Here is a 16,731-nt window from a genome sequence, read left to right as displayed (position 1 = left end):
TAACAGTTAAGTGCATTGTAGATTAGGCGGCCATTTGGCTTTTAGCTTATAATAGCTGCCAAGTTTATTTGGAATTTCATGTGTGAAAATCATATTTGCAGGCACACCAGAATTTGCAGCAACTGCATTGGCTGCGCTTCTCAAAACCGATCATGAAATTGTGGCGGTCTATACTCAGCCGGACCGTAAAGCCGGCCGTGGTCAGAAACTTACTGCTTCTGCTGTGAAACAGCTGGCGCTTGAACATGACATTCCGGTGTATCAGCCACTTCATTTTAAGTCTTCAACTGAAGAAGGTCTGGCAGCTCAGGCTGAGCTGAAAGCGTTGAATGCTGATGTGATGGTTGTAGCTGCCTATGGTCTGATTTTGCCGCAAGTGGTTCTGGATACGCCCAAATATGGTTGCCTGAATATTCATGGTTCACTGCTGCCACGCTGGCGTGGTGCTGCGCCGATCCAACGTGCAATTGCAACAGGTGATCACGAAACTGGCGTGACCATCATGAAAATGGCTGCAGGGCTGGATACTGGTGACATGATGTATAAAACCTTATGTCCAATTACTGCAGAAGATACCTCAGCCAGCCTGCATGATAAACTGGCTGCTCAAGGTGCTGAAGCAATTGTAGCGGTACTGGAATCTGAAGAAAAATTACAACAGTATTTAGCTGCCCGGGAAGTGCAGGACGAAGAACTTACCGTCTATGCTCATAAGCTGTCTAAGGCAGAAGCCCGAATTGACTGGAGCTGTACTGCCTCTAATATTGACCGTAATATCCGTGCCTTTAATCCTTGGCCAGTCGCTTTTATTCCTCTGGATGAAAATAACAACCTGCGGGTTTGGGGTTCGATACTTTCAGAAAAAAATGCGCACTGTCATGCCGCTGGTACGATTCTGGCGATTGATAAACAGGGTGTGCATGTAGCCTGTGGTGATGAGAAAGCAGTGTGTTTAACTTCACTGCAATGGCCGGGCGGTAAACCGCTCAATCCGGTACAAATTAACCAGACCCAAAAATTACATGTAGGACAATTATTGGCATGAGTCATTCTGAATCAGGCACATCTCACCTTAACTTGCGTGCCCAAGTGATTCGTACCTTACTTGCTGTACAGCAAGGACAATCTCTGGCTAGCATCTTGCCCCTGCATTTAAGGAAAGTGGCCGACCGTGACCGTGCCCTGTTCCATGAACTGGTATTGGGTACTTTGCGTCAATGGTATGCACTTAAAAGTATTACCTTGCCTCTGCTGGTCAAACCTTTAAATAATGACACGGTTGAAACCTGTCTCTATGTCGGCCTATACCAGTTACTGGAAACCCGGATTGCGCCGCATGCTGCCATTTCTGAAACCGTGACTGCAGTAAAGCAACTTGGTTATCAGGCTTTAAGTGGTGTAGTCAATGCTATCCTGCGCCGTGTTTCACGTGAAACATCTGAATTTCAGGCAGCACTGGATCAGGCTCATGGCCTGCCAAGCTGGCTCTTTAAACGTCTGAAAAAAGATTGGCCAGAACAGCTCACTGAACTGAGTCATGAGTTAAAGCAGATTGCTCCACTCACCTTGCGCGTAAATGAACGTCAGGTTAGCCGTGAAGACTATCTGGAAATTCTGGAAGAGCACGAAATTCCTGCCCATGCCTGTGCTGTTTCCAAAGTCGGTATTATTCTCGATGCCAATGTACAGGTACCTGACTTACCTGGTTTTGATGTCGGCGGTTTTTCGGTACAGGATGAACATGCCCAGCTTTGCGCTACCTTGTTGCCAGATATCGATGACAAGTTTGTGATTGATGCCTGTGCAGCACCGGGTGGTAAAACGGCGCATATTCTAGAAAAATATCAGCCGCGTAAACTGATTGCTCTTGATCAGGATGCCAAGCGTTTAACACGTGTCACTGAAAATCTTGAACGTCTGTTACTGGAAGGCGAACACGTTGAAATTAAAGCCGCAGATGCCATCACTTGGCAGGCACCGGAACAGCCGGACTGTATCGTACTGGATGCGCCGTGTTCAGCTATCGGTGTAATGCGTCGCCATCCAGATATTCGCCTGTTACGTCATTCAACTGATATTACCCAGACGGTGGAGTTACAAAAGCAGATTCTGGAAAATATGTGGCAGCAACTGAAAGTTGGCGGCACCCTGCTCTATATCACCTGCTCAATTCTCAAAGCCGAAAATGAACAGCAGATGGTCGATTTCTTTAGCAAACATGCAGATGCTAAGGAAATCAAAATCGAAGCCGATTGGGGCATTGAACAGATCCATGGTCGTCAGCTTCTCCCTAAAACCGGTCAAGGCGATGGCTTCTTCTATTGCCGGATTGAAAAGACAGCTTAAATTAAGTTGCTAAAAGAAAAGGTAGCTTCGGCTGCCTTTTTTATTGTTTTGATTTGAAATTTTTATTGTACAAATTTAAAAATCACTAGACTGGTCGCCAGTGCCGCCATCCCACTGACCAGACCATAAACGGTTTCATGACCTTTAGAAAAACGTTTTGCAGTCGGCAAGAGTTCATCCAGTGCCAGATAAACCATCACCCCACCGATAATCCCAAACACCATGCCATAAATGGTATGACTCATATACGGCGCCAGAATGAAATAACCCAGCGCAGCGCCCAGAGGTTCAGCAAGGCCTGAAACCAGACTGGCCACAAGTGCATAGTCTTTACGGCCTGTTGCACCATAAACCGGTAATGCAATCGCAACACCTTCAGGCACATTATGAATCGCAATGGCAACCGCCAATGGTGCACCCAGTGCAGGACTTTCCAGCGTCGCAAAAAAAGTCGCCAATCCTTCTGGCAGGTTATGTGCACTAATCGCAAATAACGTCAGTAGTCCTGTTCTTAGTAATTGCGGCTGACTCAGATCCTGTTTCGATTGTGCCTCAATGGTTTCATGCGGATTAGGAACGAATCGATCCAGCAATAAGACCAGTACCACACCCAATAAAAAGGCAAAGGTGCCATAAGCAAAACCGGATTTTTCATCAAAAGCCAGGCTAAAAGAACTAATAGATTTATTTAAAATTTCTGTGAGCGAGACATAGATCATTGCTCCCGCAGCAAAGGCCAGTCCGAAGGCTAAAACCCGGTAATTCGGTTTTTTCAAGAACAGCACCAATCCCCCACCTACCAGGGTAGCCAGACCTGCTAAAAATGTCACTGCAAAAGCAGTATAGACTTGTGCATCAGTAACGGGAGCAATTCCCATAAGTCTGCCCATAAAAAAAGTCATTATCACCAAAGATGATAATGACTTTCATTTACAGCAACAATGTGTTTATGTGAAGATTTTTAGTCTTCTGGTTCTTCTGGATTTTTTGCCAGATGCATGACAGCCAGTGCCAGACCACCCCATAATAAAACCATGGAGAAAATCATCATAATTAATGCAGATGTATTCATATTCGTTCTCCTAACTATGACGATCTTTAACTAGGCTGAACAGAATGGCGCCCAGAATAAAGAATGCAATCGTGCCCCCACCAATCATCCATAGTGTACTTGCAGGATAGTCACCATAACCTTCTGCCATGATTGATTTCAGGGTTAAACCTAATGCCGATAATAAAGATAAGGGCGTGATCACAGTCAGCATGAATTTCCAGCTGCCACCCAGTTTCAGACTGGCAAACTCGTTCACATGTGTTTCCAGCTGTTTCATCAATGGACGACGGAACCAGGACAATAAAATAATCGAGAACAGACCACCACCCACAATACCAATGTTATTAGCGAAGTAGTCAATGATATCGACAAAGGTAATGGCACTATGAGTCGAGAACATTAAGGTGGATACAACTGCTGAACCACCCGCAATAATCGTCACTGACTTGTTCTTCGACCAGCCAAGTTTGTCCTGGAATGCCGCAATTGGCACCTGCAGGATACTCACCATGGAAGTAATACCGGCTACAGTCAATGAACCAAAGAACAGGAAGCCAAACAGATCACCACCTGCACCTAAGCTGGAAATGATTTTCGGGAAGGCAATAAAGGCCAGACCGATACCACCAGAGACTACATCTTCAACCTTTGCACCTGAACTGAACGCCATAAAACCAAGTGCTGCAAAAACCCCAATACCTGCCAGGATTTCAAAAGACGAGTTAGCTAATGCCACCACGACACCTGAACCGGTCAGGTTTGTTTTACGTTTCAGGTAAGAGGCATAGGTCAACATAATCCCGAAGCCCACTGAGAGTGAGAAGAAGATGTGACCAAAAGCAGCCAGCCAGACTTTATAATTGGTCATGGCTTCCCAGTTTGGGGTAAAGAAGGCATTTAAGCCATCGATTGCACCCGGTAAACGTACCGCCTGAATCACCAGAATCGTGAATAAAATTACCAGCAAAGGCATAAAGATTTTATTCGCCAGTTCCACCCCACGGCGTACCCCACCGTAAAGAATCAGCATCACGGCTGCCCAAACGATCACCAGACCAAAGAACAGTACAGGGACGAAACCGAAGGTCAGGCCCTCACCATTTTGCAGGTAGCTATTGAAGAAAAAGGCTTGAGTATCTGTGCCCCATTGCTGCCCAAAGGAATAAATCATATAGCTGCCGGCCCAAGACAGGACGCTGGCATAATAAATCCCGATGATCAGGGTCACCATGACCTGCCACCAACCCAGAGATTCTGCATTCATGAGTTTTTTATAGGCCATCGGTGGTGCTTTGCGGAACTTATGTCCGACTGCATAATCTAAAAATAATAGAGGTAAACCTGCTGCAAAAATCGCAATCAGATAAGGAATCAAGAATGCCCCGCCGCCGTTTTCATAGGCAACGTATGGAAAGCGCCAAATATTCCCCAAACCAACGGCAGAGCCAATGGCTGCAATAATAAATCCTGATCGTGCCGACCAATTCTCTCGAGTATCTGTCATAGAACACCTAAACTTTAAACTTCATTCAATACTGCTTGTTATGGTTATGTCGCGAGCACTGAAGAAGCATTTCAATTATTTCGGGTGTTTGAATTAGAGTTATACCTTTTGGGCATCGAACTCTAATATACAAACAGGTCAGCTAGCCGGACAGCTTGCTTAAAGTCTGAGCAGAAGGCCGACCTTGTAGATGGTTCAACAATACTGACTTTTTCAAATTTTTTCTGTAATTTCTGCTTAAAACATTCTTTTTCTATAATCTATTCTTATCAAATGCTCAATAATTCTACGCTGAGCTCTTGCTTTTATTAGTTATATGTATACAAACTTTTTGGAATGTATTGTTTTTAAGTTTTACTACAGTTTTCAAGCAATTTTTCGCTCTTAACTCATCAAGTGTTAAATAGAGATTGAAAAAGTATTTTTATACCTTCTTCACTTATTTTCTTCTGAATAAAAACAGAGCTGTGTCTTAATTTGTTCAGTCTATATTTTCTGCTTACTCTGCTACCTTTTTAAGCAATAAAAAGCAAAATTCCACAACCGGCCTGCCTTATGCCGATTATGGAACTGTACTGATTGATTCGGTCAGCTTAACATTTGATGACAAGCATACGTTCTTCCTGCATATCACGGATGGCAGACTGAATACCTTCACGACCCAGACCGGAATCCTTGACACCGCCATAAGGCATATTATCAACACGGAATGACGGAATATCATTAATGATGACACCGCCGACATGCAGATGATCCCAGGCATACATCATCTTCTGCAGATTCTGGGTATAGATGCCGGCTTGCAGACCAAAACGACTGCTATTAATACAGGCAATTCCTGATTCAAAATCGCTATAAGCTTCAATAATGGCGACCGGACCGAAAACTTCATTACGGTAAATTTCCAGTTGATGATCTACCTTTTCCAACAGAATCGGTTCAAACATCGCACCCTTCACTTCACCACCAGTCAGTACATTGGCACCTTGCGCTACGGCATCTTCCATCCAGCGATACAAACGTTTAGCTTCAGCTTCCTTGATCATTGGCCCCAGCAAAGTCGTTTCCAGATCCGGATCACCGGCTTTCAGATGTTGCAGTTTCTGAACCAGCTTGTCTTTCAGTTCTTCAAAAATATCCTGATGCACCAGAATACGTTGCACACTGATACACACCTGCCCTGCATGACCATAAGCGCCACCAATCAGACGGTCAATCAGCTGTTCACTAAGTTCAGTATCTGGCTCAATCATCACTGCGGCATTGCCACCGAGTTCCAGTGTGACTTTTTTGCGGCCGGCACGAGCTTTCATATCCCAGCCCACGACATCGGAACCGGTAAAGCTTAGCAATTTAAAACGGTCATCTGTAACCAGTACATCCGCCAGATCACGTGGACATGGCAGAACTGAGAAGGCATTCTTCGGTAAATCAGTTTCTGCCAGAATCTCGGCAATTTTTAAGGCTGAAACTGGAGTCAGGCTCGCCGGTTTCAACACGAATGGACAACCTGCAGCAATTGCCGGCGCAATTTTATGTGCAGTCAGATTTAATGGAAAGTTAAACGGACTAATCAGGGATACAGCACCAATCGGTACCTGTTTCACCATGCCCTGATAGCCTGAAGCTGCAGCGGTGACTGCCAGAGGCAAAATACGGCCCTGATCCATCTGGGTGACCGCATCTGCCGCAATCTGGAAAGTATTGATCAAACGCTCTACTTCTGCACCGGCTGCTTTACGTGGCTTGCCACCTTCGGCAATCAGGATTTCAGTCAGTTCTTCACGGATTTCATTAAACCGCTTCACACAATGCAGCAGAATTTTCTGTTTCTGGAAAGGTTCCAATGCTGCCATTTCTGCTTCTGCCTGAGTCGCAGACTGAATTGCCTTTTCTAAAGTTTCAGCATCTGCCAGCGCGACACGTGCATAAAGCTCCTGACTATATTTATGTTTCACCTCCAGCCATTCACCCGTTTGTACCGGCTGTCCTGCCACATATAATGGATAGTCTTGATGATGTTGTGCTGCTGTCGATCCCATTACTCTGCCCTTCACATTAGCATATACATTTTAGAAATTACCTATATCATGCACTTACTGATTACGTTTAAGAAGATGTATTTAGGTAACAAAATCGCTCAATTTAAAGAAAGCGTAAGGAAAATTAGAAATGCGTACACAATTATTCACTGCATTATTACTAGGATTAGGACTGAGCAGCATAGGCCATGCGGATGTGATTGGTCTTAAAGTAGATGCCAGCTACTGGAATTTTGACGGTTATAGCCAGTCTGCCAATGCCGGCAAACAGGACCTGGATCGCCAAGGCACGGCACAACTCTCTGTCGCATTTGAACATCCAGTACCACTACTGCCAAATGCCAAAATCAAATATGTGAATCTGGACAGCAATAGCGAACAAAGCACCCCGCTGAATGCTGCCGATATCGAACTTAATAATATCGACTATATTCTGTATTACGAACTGCTGGATACCATTGTGCATGCTGATATCGGTGCTGGTCTGACCAATCTGGATGGTACAGTCAGAAATCTGAATGCAGGTGCCCTGACTCAGTACGATCTAGATGAATACAGTCCATTACTCTATGCTACAGCTGGGGTAAAACTGCCATTTACTGGCATGAGTGCTAAAGCTGAAGCGGTTTACAGTCATGGTAGCGATATTAAAAAGACTGATGTTCAGGCTGAACTGCAATATGACTTTATTGATAACCTGCTGGTCGATGTAGGGGCTAAAGTCGGCTATCGCATCATGAATATTGATGCCGAACAAAATAATGCGCCAGATTTGGAACTGGAATTTAAAGGCCCTTATATCGGCTTAGATATACACTTCTAAGGAATATAATGACTTATGAAAATTGGTCTTCACCCTGTAAGCCCAGACGTACAAAGATAGATGTCATCGACGTCTATGCCAGCTTTCAGGTTCAGACTATTCTACAAATATCCAGAGCAGGAAGCTCAAATACCTAAAAACAAGAAGAATAAAGTAGTGCACCAGGACGTGAGGTACGACAGGAGTTATACCTAGACACGAGATACGAAAAAAGCCCCAACAGGATGTTGGGGCTTTTTTTATCTATAAATTCTTCGCATTGTTTAACAGTTCCGAGCTAAAAATCCAACATTGTAAGAATCACTTTGTTGTTAATCTGAAAATCCTCACATTTTTTGGGAACAGCAATCATGGTAAAAAAGGTCCTCTTTATTACTTCAAACCAAGGCGTTGAACATGATGAACTGGTCGAGCCTTTAAATTTTCTAAAATCCAAAGGATTTGAAGTGATTCATGCGGCAGAAAAAAATGAAGAGGTGGCGACTGTAAAAGGCGATACTAAAGCTGCTACCTCATATACGCCTGATACCAGTTTTGATCATGTCACGCTAGATGATTATGATCTCTTAGTTGTTCCTGGTGGCACTGTGAATGCAGATACGCTAAGAATCAATGAATCTGCCCAGAAAATCGTACAGCATTTTGCTGATCAGCAAAAACCGATTGCCGTAATCTGTCATGGGCCATGGGTTCTGATTGATGCACAGCGAATTAAGGATAAAAACCTGACCTCGTATAAGAGCATCAAACTGGATCTGGAAAATGCCGGTGGTAAATGGGTCGATGAACAGGTTCATCGTTGCAATACTGGCGACTGGGTGCTGATTACTTCACGTAATCCGGATGATATTCCTGCTTTCAATGATGCCATCTTAAAAGAGCTGGAAGGCGATGCTGCCTAAGTTCACACTATAAAAAGCCTCCATCGGGAGGCTTTTTTATTTTCTTGATCTTATTTTATTTAAATGCCACCTTTCAGGCTTTTCAGATAAGCCACTACATCTTTATTGCCGGCCATTTCTGCCAGTTCCAAAGCGGTATAGGTACTGCGATGATCGACATCTGCGCCTTTGCTCACCAGTAGTTTCACTACTTCCAGATGATCATTTTCAGCAGCTGCCTGCAAAGCGCTATAGCCTTCTTCATCGGCAGAATTGACGTCCAGACCTTCTTGTAAGCCCTGCTCGACCTGTTCAACGTCGCCGACTGAAGCCCAGTACACCAGTTCAGGAAGATGCAGTTCTTCATCATCTTCAGGGATTGGGGAGATAGAATTGAATTCCATAGTCATTTCCTAATGGTAATTTAGTTGAGTTAGCTTTTTACACAGTTCACTTTCTAAATTTTTTAACCCTTCCCCATTCTTTAAATAGATTAGAGATCTATGATGAATCATATCAGATGGAATATCACTTACACTTTGAGCAATTGGAATAACTAGTTTACCTAAAGTATGTGCAATTCCTGTTTCATACATGACATTTGGATTTTTACCACTGAAATCGACAATTACTACTCGAGCCCTAAATATTAAATCAAATATATCCTGAATGATCGTACTGTTATCCCAAATATCATCCGCTCTTAAACATCTAAAATTGGATCCTTTAGCAGCCTCTTTAATAGAAGAATAGACACCATCAAAACCTGAAAAAGGCATCATTACAGCTATTAAATCATTTTCTAAATCTACACTGGGTACACTAAATACTGAAGGAGAAAATGTAATTTTATTTGTAGCTACTTGATGCGATACATATAGAGTATTTTCATCATGGTATTTGTGATCTAGATAGTCTTTAATTGTTTGTAAGTAATGAGGGTTTTTTAAACTAATTGCCCTTAAAACATCAATAATATTAGCACCATAATCATCATCCCCAAAACTCAAACTTCTTAGCAGCCTAGGATGATTATGGACTATTTGATCCGCATTAACTAAAAGAGCAATTTCACTCCAATCACTAGCATTGAATTCTTTTTCTATTACTCTTTTTAATTCCAAGATAAGTTTATTAGTCTCTATCTGAGTATCATTCGAAGTTAAATTTGAATTAAACATAAATAGTATTTTTTGATTAAATTTTAGACATAATACTATAGATGTGAACAAAAAAAGCCCCCTTTCGGAGGCTTCTTATTTCAAACTTGATTTTAAGCTTTTGCAAGAACGGTATCTGCTGAGCCAATCTTTTCAGATTCATCATCATGCATGATCAGAGCAACTGCAATCGCTGTAATCAATACCGGTAAACCGACCGCCATAAAGTTAAAGTGTGCAGGCAGGTTCATACCCAGTAAGCCACCAATCAGGATCGGGCCAACAATCGCACCCATACGACCAATCGCAGATGACCAGCCAATACCTGTCGAACGTACTGCCAACGGGTAGAATTGTGCAACATAGCTGTATAGCAACATTTGCGAACCGATTGATGCTGCACCAGCCAGGAACACCAGGATGTAAAGCAGGAACTGGTTAGATGCAAAGCCCATTGAGCTCATCACAATCGCACCCATCATACCGAGGAACATCAATACCGGTTTCAGGTGGAAACGGTCAGCCAAAATACCACCACCGACAATACCAACTACTGCACCCACGTTCATCGCCATCATAAACATCAGGCTATTGTCCATTGAGTAACCCGCTGCCATCATCAGCTTCGGTAACCAGCTGCTCAGCGCATACATGGTTAGTAGGCAAGTGAAGAAAGCAACCCAGAACAATAACGTATTTACGGCACGGCCACGACGGAACAGGCTCACCACGTTTGCTGCTTCAGGTACATTTTCCTGTGGCAGTTTAAAGGTGGTAGTGTCTGTAACGCTTAGATTTGGAGCCAAACGACGTACAATTTGACGTGCTTTTTCCTGTTTGTTGTCTTTGACGATAAAGGCTAAAGATTCTGGCAGGAATTTCCAGATCACTGGTAATAAGAATAATGGAATACCTGCGATAAAGAACATGATTTGCCAACCAAAACTTGGGGTAAACCATGAACCTAATAAGGCAGCCATTACACCACCTACCGCATAACCACTAAACATGGTCGTCACTAGAGTACTACGCATTTTTTGTGGTGCATATTCAGAGGTCAGTGCCACCAGGTTTGGCATTACACCACCAATGCCCAGGCCGGCAAGGAAGCGTAAAATACCAAACTCAGTCGGGTTTGAAGCAAAACCGCCAGCAAAGGTCAGGCCACTGAATAATACGATACAGATCATGATGACTTTTTTACGGCCAATTTTATCTGCCAGAGAACCAAAGATCATCGCGCCAAACATCATGCCGGCAAGCGCAGTACTGGCAAGCATTCCCGCTTGAACGGCACTTAAGCCCCAGTCCTGCATTAATAAAGGTAAAACAACACCATTGATTGCTAAATCGTAGCCGTCAAACAAGATAATGAGTAAACACCAAGCAACTACATTGAAGTGAAAAGGCGTAAATTTCGCATTATCGACTACAGAATTTATATCTACTGTTTCCGTTGTCATCGTTCTCATCTCCCATGAGTACTTGTCCATAAAATCTTTTTGAATATCCGGGGGAATATTCAAGTTTTAGCAATATACGCAAGTGAGATTTAGCGCACAATAAGACCAAATGATGGAGCAATTTCAACCATAAAATAGCGGCTATTTGTGTGATTTATCACATTTTCTTAAAGCTAAATAATTGAATATTTAGACATTTATTATTCCTATTAAAATGCCTATATAAATAGTCTATAGACCAATGATTTTTTGATTTATTCGATTTTTTATGAATGATTTTTATACTTTAAACAAAAAATCCCTTTCTTATGAAAGGGATCTTTTGACTCAATTTAGATTTATAGCAAGTTGATTGGCAAAAAGTGACTAGGTTTTAATAGAATTCAGCTTCTGTTTCGCCAATAAGGTCTCAGCATTTCGTTCTGCATTCAGATCTTTACGTACAATCATAGCCACTGAAATCGCGCCAATAATGGCTGGAATCGCAACTGCCAGGAAGTTCATTTTGTGTGGCAGCTCCATACCCAACAGGAATCCAATAATAATTGGACCAACGATTGCCCCTACCCGACCGACTGCGGACGCACAACCAATACCAGTAGAGCGGATTGCCAATGGATAGTACTGAGCCACGAAACTATAGAGCAGAATACTACTACCAATTGCCGAAGCACCTGCAGCAGCGACTAACAGATAGATCACAGCCTGTGGAGAGTTAAAGCCTAATCCAACCAGTGAAACTGCACCTAACAGGAACATGCCAATAATGACGGGTTTCAGATGGAAACGATCTGCCAGAATACCACCACCAATGGTTCCGACCACTGCACCAATATTCATGGCCATCAGGAACATTAAGCTGTTACCCAAAGAATAACCCGCTGCCATCATCAGTTTTGGTAACCAGCTACCCAATGCGTAGACCATAAGCAGACACATAAAGAAGCAGCACCAGAATAATAAAGTACTCATGCTACGGCCCTGCTTAAATAAAGCGGCAATTGAAGCATCTGGCGCATGCACTTCATTCAGTACAAACTGGGTACTTGCAGTGACATTTTGCTCAGGACTGATCTGCTGAACAATTTTACTGGCCTTCTCATTTTGCTGTTTTTTTACCAGGAAAGTTAAAGATTCTGGTAAATACAAATACAGTATAGGTAGCACCAATAATGGAATACCTGCGATATAGAACATGATTTCCCAACCAAAACTTGGGGTAAACCAGGCACCTAATAACGCAGCCATAATCCCGCCGACTGCATAACCACTAAACATGGTGGTCACTAAAGTGCTGCGCATTTTTTGTGGCGCATATTCAGAAGTGAGCGCGACCAGATTCGGTAAAACACCGCCAATACCTAAGCCCGCAATAAAACGCAGGATACCAAATTCAGTCGGACCAGAGGCAAAACCGCCCCAGAACGTAAACCCACTGAATAAAGTCACACAAATCAGGATGACATTTTTTCGTCCAATTTTATCTGCCAGCATACCGAAGAGCATGGCACCAAACATCATGCCCGCCAGAGCGGTACTTGCAAGCATTCCGGCCTGAACTGCCGTCATATTCCATTCTTGCATCAGTAGGGGTAAAGCAACACCGTTGATTGCCAGATCATAACCGTCAAAAATAACGACAAATACGCACCAAAGTACGATCTTTAAATGAAAAGGTTTAAACTTTGCTTCATCCACTACAGCATTCACATTCACTGTTGTTGCTGTCATTTTTCCTCACCTCCAATTGTGAGCTTTTTTATTCTATGAAAAAATGAACGTTCATTCACTTTTGTATATAAAATGGATGATTCTTTAAACCTTGTCTACTGCAAAACTTACCAAGTTAGATGTTTTTAATAAAATTTAGGCTAAAGTCGTAGATCGAATATTTTTTAGACAGACCAATAAGAAAATAAGGCGAAGTTAATTAATTATATTTTTCACGTTATTTATATTTTTATTATCTAGGCATGATTAGGAGGTTATTTACTTCTTTTCCTAGAAACCCACGCACAAAAAAAAGCCCCCTGCATGAGCAGAGGGCTTTTGGAATAATGAGCTGGCGATGACTTACTCTCACATGGGAGACCCCACACTACCATCAGCGCTAAGAGGTTTCACTTCTGAGTTCGGGAAGGGATCAGGTGGTTCACTCTTGCTATGGTCGCCAGCACAACTGTTTATGGATACTTGCTTTGGTCTTATGTCTCACTTTTCAGTGTATGCCAATGCTTTTTCCAAATGAGTTATTAACAGAATATCTGAGTTCTTGCGAGTAGAACTAAGCAGTGCTTAATTATACTCTCATTTGTTCGATTAGCTTAACTAAATCAAGTTTTCGTCTGATCGTTAGATCAATATGAAATCAATTGACGCTTTATATACAACTGCTTGGGTGTTGTATAGTCAAGCCTCACGAGCAATTAGTATTGGTCAGCTTCACATATCGCTATGCTTCCACATCCAACCTATCAACGTCGTAGTCTTCAACGGCTCTTTAGGAGACATAAAGTCTCGGGGAAATCTTATCTTGAGGTAGGCTTCCCGCTTAGATGCTTTCAGCGGTTATCCCTTCCGAACATAGCTACCCGGCGATGCGACTGGCGTCACAACCGGTACACCAGAGGTTCGTCCACTCTGGTCCTCTCGTACTAGGAGCAGATCCTCTCAAATTTCCAGCGCCCACGGTAGATAGGGACCGAACTGTCTCACGACGTTCTAAACCCAGCTCGCGTACCTCTTTAAATGGCGAACAGCCATACCCTTGGGACCTGCTTCAGCCCCAGGATGAGATGAGCCGACATCGAGGTGCCAAACACCGCCGTCGATATGAACTCTTGGGCGGTATCAGCCTGTTATCCCCAGAGTACCTTTTATCCGTTGAGCGATGGCCCTTCCATACAGAACCACCGGATCACTAAGACCTACTTTCGTACCTGCTCGACTTGTGGGTCTCGCAGTTAAGCGCGCTTTTGCCTTTATACTCTACGCGTGATTTCCGACCACGCTGAGCGCACCTTCGTACTCCTCCGTTACTCTTTAGGAGGAGACCGCCCCAGTCAAACTACCCACCAGACATGGTCCTCGCTCCCGATCAGGGAGCAGAGTTAGAACCTCAATATTACCAGGGTGGTATTTCAAGGACGGCTCCATGGCAACTAGCGTCACCACTTCAAAGCCTCCCACCTATCCTACACAAGTAAGATCAAAGTTCAATGTCAAGCTGCAGTAAAGGTTCACGGGGTCTTTCCGTCTAGCCGCGGGTACACCGCATCTTCACGGCGAATTCGATTTCACTGAGCCTCTGCTGGAGACAGCGCCGCCATCATTATGCCATTCGTGCAGGTCGGAACTTACCCGACAAGGAATTTCGCTACCTTAGGACCGTTATAGTTACGGCCGCCGTTTACTGGGGCTTCGATCAAGAGCTTCGCTTACGCTAACCCCATCAATTAACCTTCCAGCACCGGGCAGGCATCACACCCTATACGTCCACTTTCGTGTTTGCAGAGTGCTATGTTTTTAATAAACAGTTGCAGCGGCCTGGTTTCTGAGGCTGCCAACAGCTCAAGGAGCAAGTCCTATCACCGCCGGCAGCGTACCTTCTCCCGAAGTTACGGTACCATTTTGCCTAGTTCCTTCAGCAGAGTTCTCTCAAGCGCTTTGGTCTACTCGACCTGACCACCTGTGTCGGTTTCGGGTACGATTCCAGTGTAACTGAAGCTTAGAGACTTTTCCTGGAAGTATGGTATCAGCCACTTCACCAGTAAACTGGCTTGCTATCAACTCTCAGCATAGAGCACCCCGGATTTGCCTAAGATGCATGCCTACTGTCTTCCACCTGGACAACCAACGCCAGGCTGACTTAACCTTCTCCGTCCTCTCATCGCATTACACTGAAGTATTGGAATATTAACCAATTTCCCATCGACTACGCCTCTCGGCCTCGCCTTAGGGGTCGACTCACCCAGCCCCGATTAACGTTGGACTGGAACCCTTGGTCTTTCAGCGAACGGGTTTTTCACCCGTTTTGTCGTTACTCACGTCAGCATTCGCACTTCTGATACCTCCAGCAGACTTCTCAATCCACCTTCATCGGCTTACAGAACGCTCCCCTACCACTTGCAATAAATTGCAAATCCGCAGCTTCGGTACATAGTTTTAGCCCCGTTACATCTTCCGCGCAGGCCGACTCGACTAGTGAGCTATTACGCTTTCTTTAAAGGGTGGCTGCTTCTAAGCCAACCTCCTAGCTGTCTATGCCTTCCCACATCGTTTCCCACTTAACTATGATTTAGGGACCTTAGCTGGCGGTCTGGATTGTTTTCCTCTTGACTACGGACGTTAGCACCCGCAGTCTGTCTCCCGGATAGTACTCATTGGTATTCGGAGTTTGCATCGGTTTGGTAAGTCGGGATGACCCCCTAGCCGAAACAGTGCTCTACCCCCAATGGTATTCGTCCGAGGCGCTACCTAAATAGCTTTCGGGGAGAACCAGCTATCACCGAGTTTGATTAGCCTTTCACCCCTATCCACAAGTCATCCCCTGGCTTTTCAACGACAGTGGGTTCGGTCCTCCAGTTAGTGTTACCCAACCTTCAACCTGCTCATGGATAGATCACCCGGTTTCGGGTCTATACCCAGCAACTATACGCCCTATTAAGACTCGATTTCTCTACGGCTCCCCTATTCGGTTAACCTCGCTACTGAATATAAGTCGCTGACCCATTATACAAAAGGTACGCAGTCACCACACAAAGTGGCTCCCACTGCTTGTATGCATGCGGTTTCAGGATCTATTTCACTCCCCTCACAGGGGTTCTTTTCGCCTTTCCCTCACGGTACTGGTTCACTATCGGTCAGTCAGGAGTATTTAGCCTTAGAGGATGGTCCCCCTATATTCAGACAAGGTTTCACGTGCCTCGCCCTACTCGACATCATCATATCAGCCCTTTCGTGTACAGGACTATCACCCACTATGGTTGCACTTCCCAGAGCATTCCACTAAAACTGATATGACTTAATGGGCTGTTCCCCTTTCGCTCGCCGCTACTGAGGGAATCTCAATTGATTTCTTTTCCTACGGATACTGAGATGTTTCACTTCTCCGCGTTCGCCTCATAAACCTATGTATTCAGTTTATGATACCGACCTTATAGCCGGTGGGTTTCCCCATTCAGACATCTCCGGATCACAGGATATTTGCCGCCTCCCCGGAGCTTTTCGCAGGCTATCACGTCTTTCTTCGCCTCTGACTGCCAAGGCATCCACCACATGCACTTAATTACTTGACTATACAACCCCAAACAGTCGTTACACCTACAAGTCAGTGTAGCAACGTAGTTGTTTGCGATCTTGTGAACTTAATCACTGTACAGCTTCAATTAGATTCATATACCAAAACGCTTGATTCAGTTAATTTCGCTAGTTCTCATTCAATCACTTCAACAATCAA

The 16,731-nt window shown here is 44.1% G+C and carries 12 protein-coding genes and 2 rRNA genes; 4 read left to right on the top strand and 10 right to left on the bottom strand.

What is annotated here, in order from left to right; translation table 11 throughout:
* Window positions 1-82 precede the first annotated feature (82 nt).
* Window positions 83-1,045 (top strand): methionyl-tRNA formyltransferase, encoded by a 963-nt coding sequence (gene fmt, locus ACWM1W_RS00190; protein WP_104426821.1) that lies wholly within the window; start codon window positions 83-85, stop codon window positions 1,043-1,045.
* A complete protein-coding gene (rsmB, locus tag ACWM1W_RS00185) occupies window positions 1,042-2,346 on the top strand; it encodes a 16S rRNA (cytosine(967)-C(5))-methyltransferase RsmB (protein ID WP_448765313.1) in 1,305 nt (434 codons plus the stop codon). The genes fmt and rsmB overlap by 4 nt, the downstream gene beginning before the upstream one ends.
* Before the next feature lie 62 nt (window positions 2,347-2,408).
* Here the strand turns inward: rsmB and zupT are convergent, their stop codons facing one another.
* The 4 genes from zupT to ACWM1W_RS00165 all read right to left on the bottom strand — a co-directional run bounded on the left by zupT (window position 2,409) and on the right by ACWM1W_RS00165 (window position 6,946).
* Complete coding sequence (gene zupT, locus ACWM1W_RS00180) at window positions 2,409-3,224, bottom strand: zinc transporter ZupT (protein WP_179992896.1); 816 nt, start codon at window positions 3,222-3,224, stop codon at window positions 2,409-2,411.
* An 83-nt stretch (window positions 3,225-3,307) separates the two neighbouring features.
* Complete coding sequence (locus tag ACWM1W_RS00175) at window positions 3,308-3,418, bottom strand: methionine/alanine import family NSS transporter small subunit (RefSeq protein WP_004780392.1); 111 nt, start codon at window positions 3,416-3,418, stop codon at window positions 3,308-3,310.
* Window positions 3,419-3,428: 10 nt separating this feature from the next.
* Window positions 3,429-4,904, bottom strand: a complete 1,476-nt coding sequence (locus ACWM1W_RS00170; RefSeq protein WP_340835036.1) for a sodium-dependent transporter — start codon at window positions 4,902-4,904, stop codon at window positions 3,429-3,431.
* 593 nt (window positions 4,905-5,497) lie between these two features.
* The gene (locus tag ACWM1W_RS00165; protein WP_448765314.1) at window positions 5,498-6,946 is read right to left on the bottom strand and encodes an aldehyde dehydrogenase family protein; all 1,449 of its coding nucleotides are present in this window, start codon (window positions 6,944-6,946) and stop codon (window positions 5,498-5,500) included.
* A gap of 130 nt (window positions 6,947-7,076) precedes the next feature.
* Between ACWM1W_RS00165 and ACWM1W_RS00160 the strand changes: the two genes are divergently transcribed.
* Together ACWM1W_RS00160 and ACWM1W_RS00155 are read left to right on the top strand one after the other, a co-directional pair.
* Window positions 7,077-7,769, top strand: coding sequence for a TIGR04219 family outer membrane beta-barrel protein (locus ACWM1W_RS00160; protein ID WP_448765315.1), 693 nt, complete (start codon window positions 7,077-7,079; stop codon window positions 7,767-7,769).
* Window positions 7,770-8,119: 350 nt separating this feature from the next.
* Complete coding sequence (locus tag ACWM1W_RS00155) at window positions 8,120-8,671, top strand: type 1 glutamine amidotransferase domain-containing protein (protein ID WP_175966493.1); 552 nt, start codon at window positions 8,120-8,122, stop codon at window positions 8,669-8,671.
* 59 nt (window positions 8,672-8,730) lie between these two features.
* On the opposite strand, the gene ACWM1W_RS00150 is transcribed toward ACWM1W_RS00155, so the two are convergent.
* The 6 genes from ACWM1W_RS00150 to ACWM1W_RS00125 form a co-directional block, all read right to left on the bottom strand.
* The gene (locus ACWM1W_RS00150) at window positions 8,731-9,054 is read right to left on the bottom strand and encodes an ankyrin repeat domain-containing protein (protein WP_180105309.1); all 324 of its coding nucleotides are present in this window, start codon (window positions 9,052-9,054) and stop codon (window positions 8,731-8,733) included.
* A gap of 9 nt (window positions 9,055-9,063) precedes the next feature.
* Entirely contained in the window at window positions 9,064-9,882 is an 819-nt protein-coding gene (locus tag ACWM1W_RS00145) for a hypothetical protein (RefSeq protein ID WP_257224672.1), read from the bottom strand.
* 41 nt (window positions 9,883-9,923) lie between these two features.
* The gene (locus ACWM1W_RS00140; RefSeq protein ID WP_448765316.1) at window positions 9,924-11,273 is read right to left on the bottom strand and encodes an aromatic acid/H+ symport family MFS transporter; all 1,350 of its coding nucleotides are present in this window, start codon (window positions 11,271-11,273) and stop codon (window positions 9,924-9,926) included.
* Between the two features lie 366 nt (window positions 11,274-11,639).
* Complete coding sequence (locus tag ACWM1W_RS00135) at window positions 11,640-13,004, bottom strand: MFS transporter (protein WP_166137440.1); 1,365 nt, start codon at window positions 13,002-13,004, stop codon at window positions 11,640-11,642.
* Between the two features lie 329 nt (window positions 13,005-13,333).
* Window positions 13,334-13,448 (bottom strand): 5S ribosomal RNA (gene rrf, locus ACWM1W_RS00130).
* 230 nt (window positions 13,449-13,678) lie between these two features.
* Window positions 13,679-16,570 (bottom strand): 23S ribosomal RNA (locus tag ACWM1W_RS00125).
* Window positions 16,571-16,731 lie beyond the last annotated feature (161 nt).

This window comes from Acinetobacter sp. TW_SC_4, assembly GCF_054861205.1.
Note: the sequence above shows the minus strand (reverse complement) of the source record. Positions and strands in the feature narration are given on the sequence as shown.

What these genes read in the sequence shown, in the direction of transcription:
- rsmB (WP_448765313.1), top strand. Translation starts at nt 1,042, where the DNA reads ATGAGTCATTCTGAATCAGGCACATCTCACCTTAACTTGCGTGCCCAA.
- zupT (WP_179992896.1), bottom strand. Translation starts at nt 3,224, where the DNA reads ATGGGAATTGCTCCCGTTACTGATGCACAAGTCTATACTGCTTTTGCA.
- ACWM1W_RS00175 (WP_004780392.1), bottom strand. Translation starts at nt 3,418, where the DNA reads ATGAATACATCTGCATTAATTATGATGATTTTCTCCATGGTTTTATTA.
- ACWM1W_RS00170 (WP_340835036.1), bottom strand. Translation starts at nt 4,904, where the DNA reads ATGACAGATACTCGAGAGAATTGGTCGGCACGATCAGGATTTATTATT.
- ACWM1W_RS00165 (WP_448765314.1), bottom strand. Translation starts at nt 6,946, where the DNA reads ATGGGATCGACAGCAGCACAACATCATCAAGACTATCCATTATATGTG.
- ACWM1W_RS00160 (WP_448765315.1), top strand. Translation starts at nt 7,077, where the DNA reads ATGCGTACACAATTATTCACTGCATTATTACTAGGATTAGGACTGAGC.
- ACWM1W_RS00155 (WP_175966493.1), top strand. Translation starts at nt 8,120, where the DNA reads ATGGTAAAAAAGGTCCTCTTTATTACTTCAAACCAAGGCGTTGAACAT.
- ACWM1W_RS00150 (WP_180105309.1), bottom strand. Translation starts at nt 9,054, where the DNA reads ATGGAATTCAATTCTATCTCCCCAATCCCTGAAGATGATGAAGAACTG.
- ACWM1W_RS00140 (WP_448765316.1), bottom strand. Translation starts at nt 11,273, where the DNA reads ATGACAACGGAAACAGTAGATATAAATTCTGTAGTCGATAATGCGAAA.
- ACWM1W_RS00135 (WP_166137440.1), bottom strand. Translation starts at nt 13,004, where the DNA reads ATGACAGCAACAACAGTGAATGTGAATGCTGTAGTGGATGAAGCAAAG.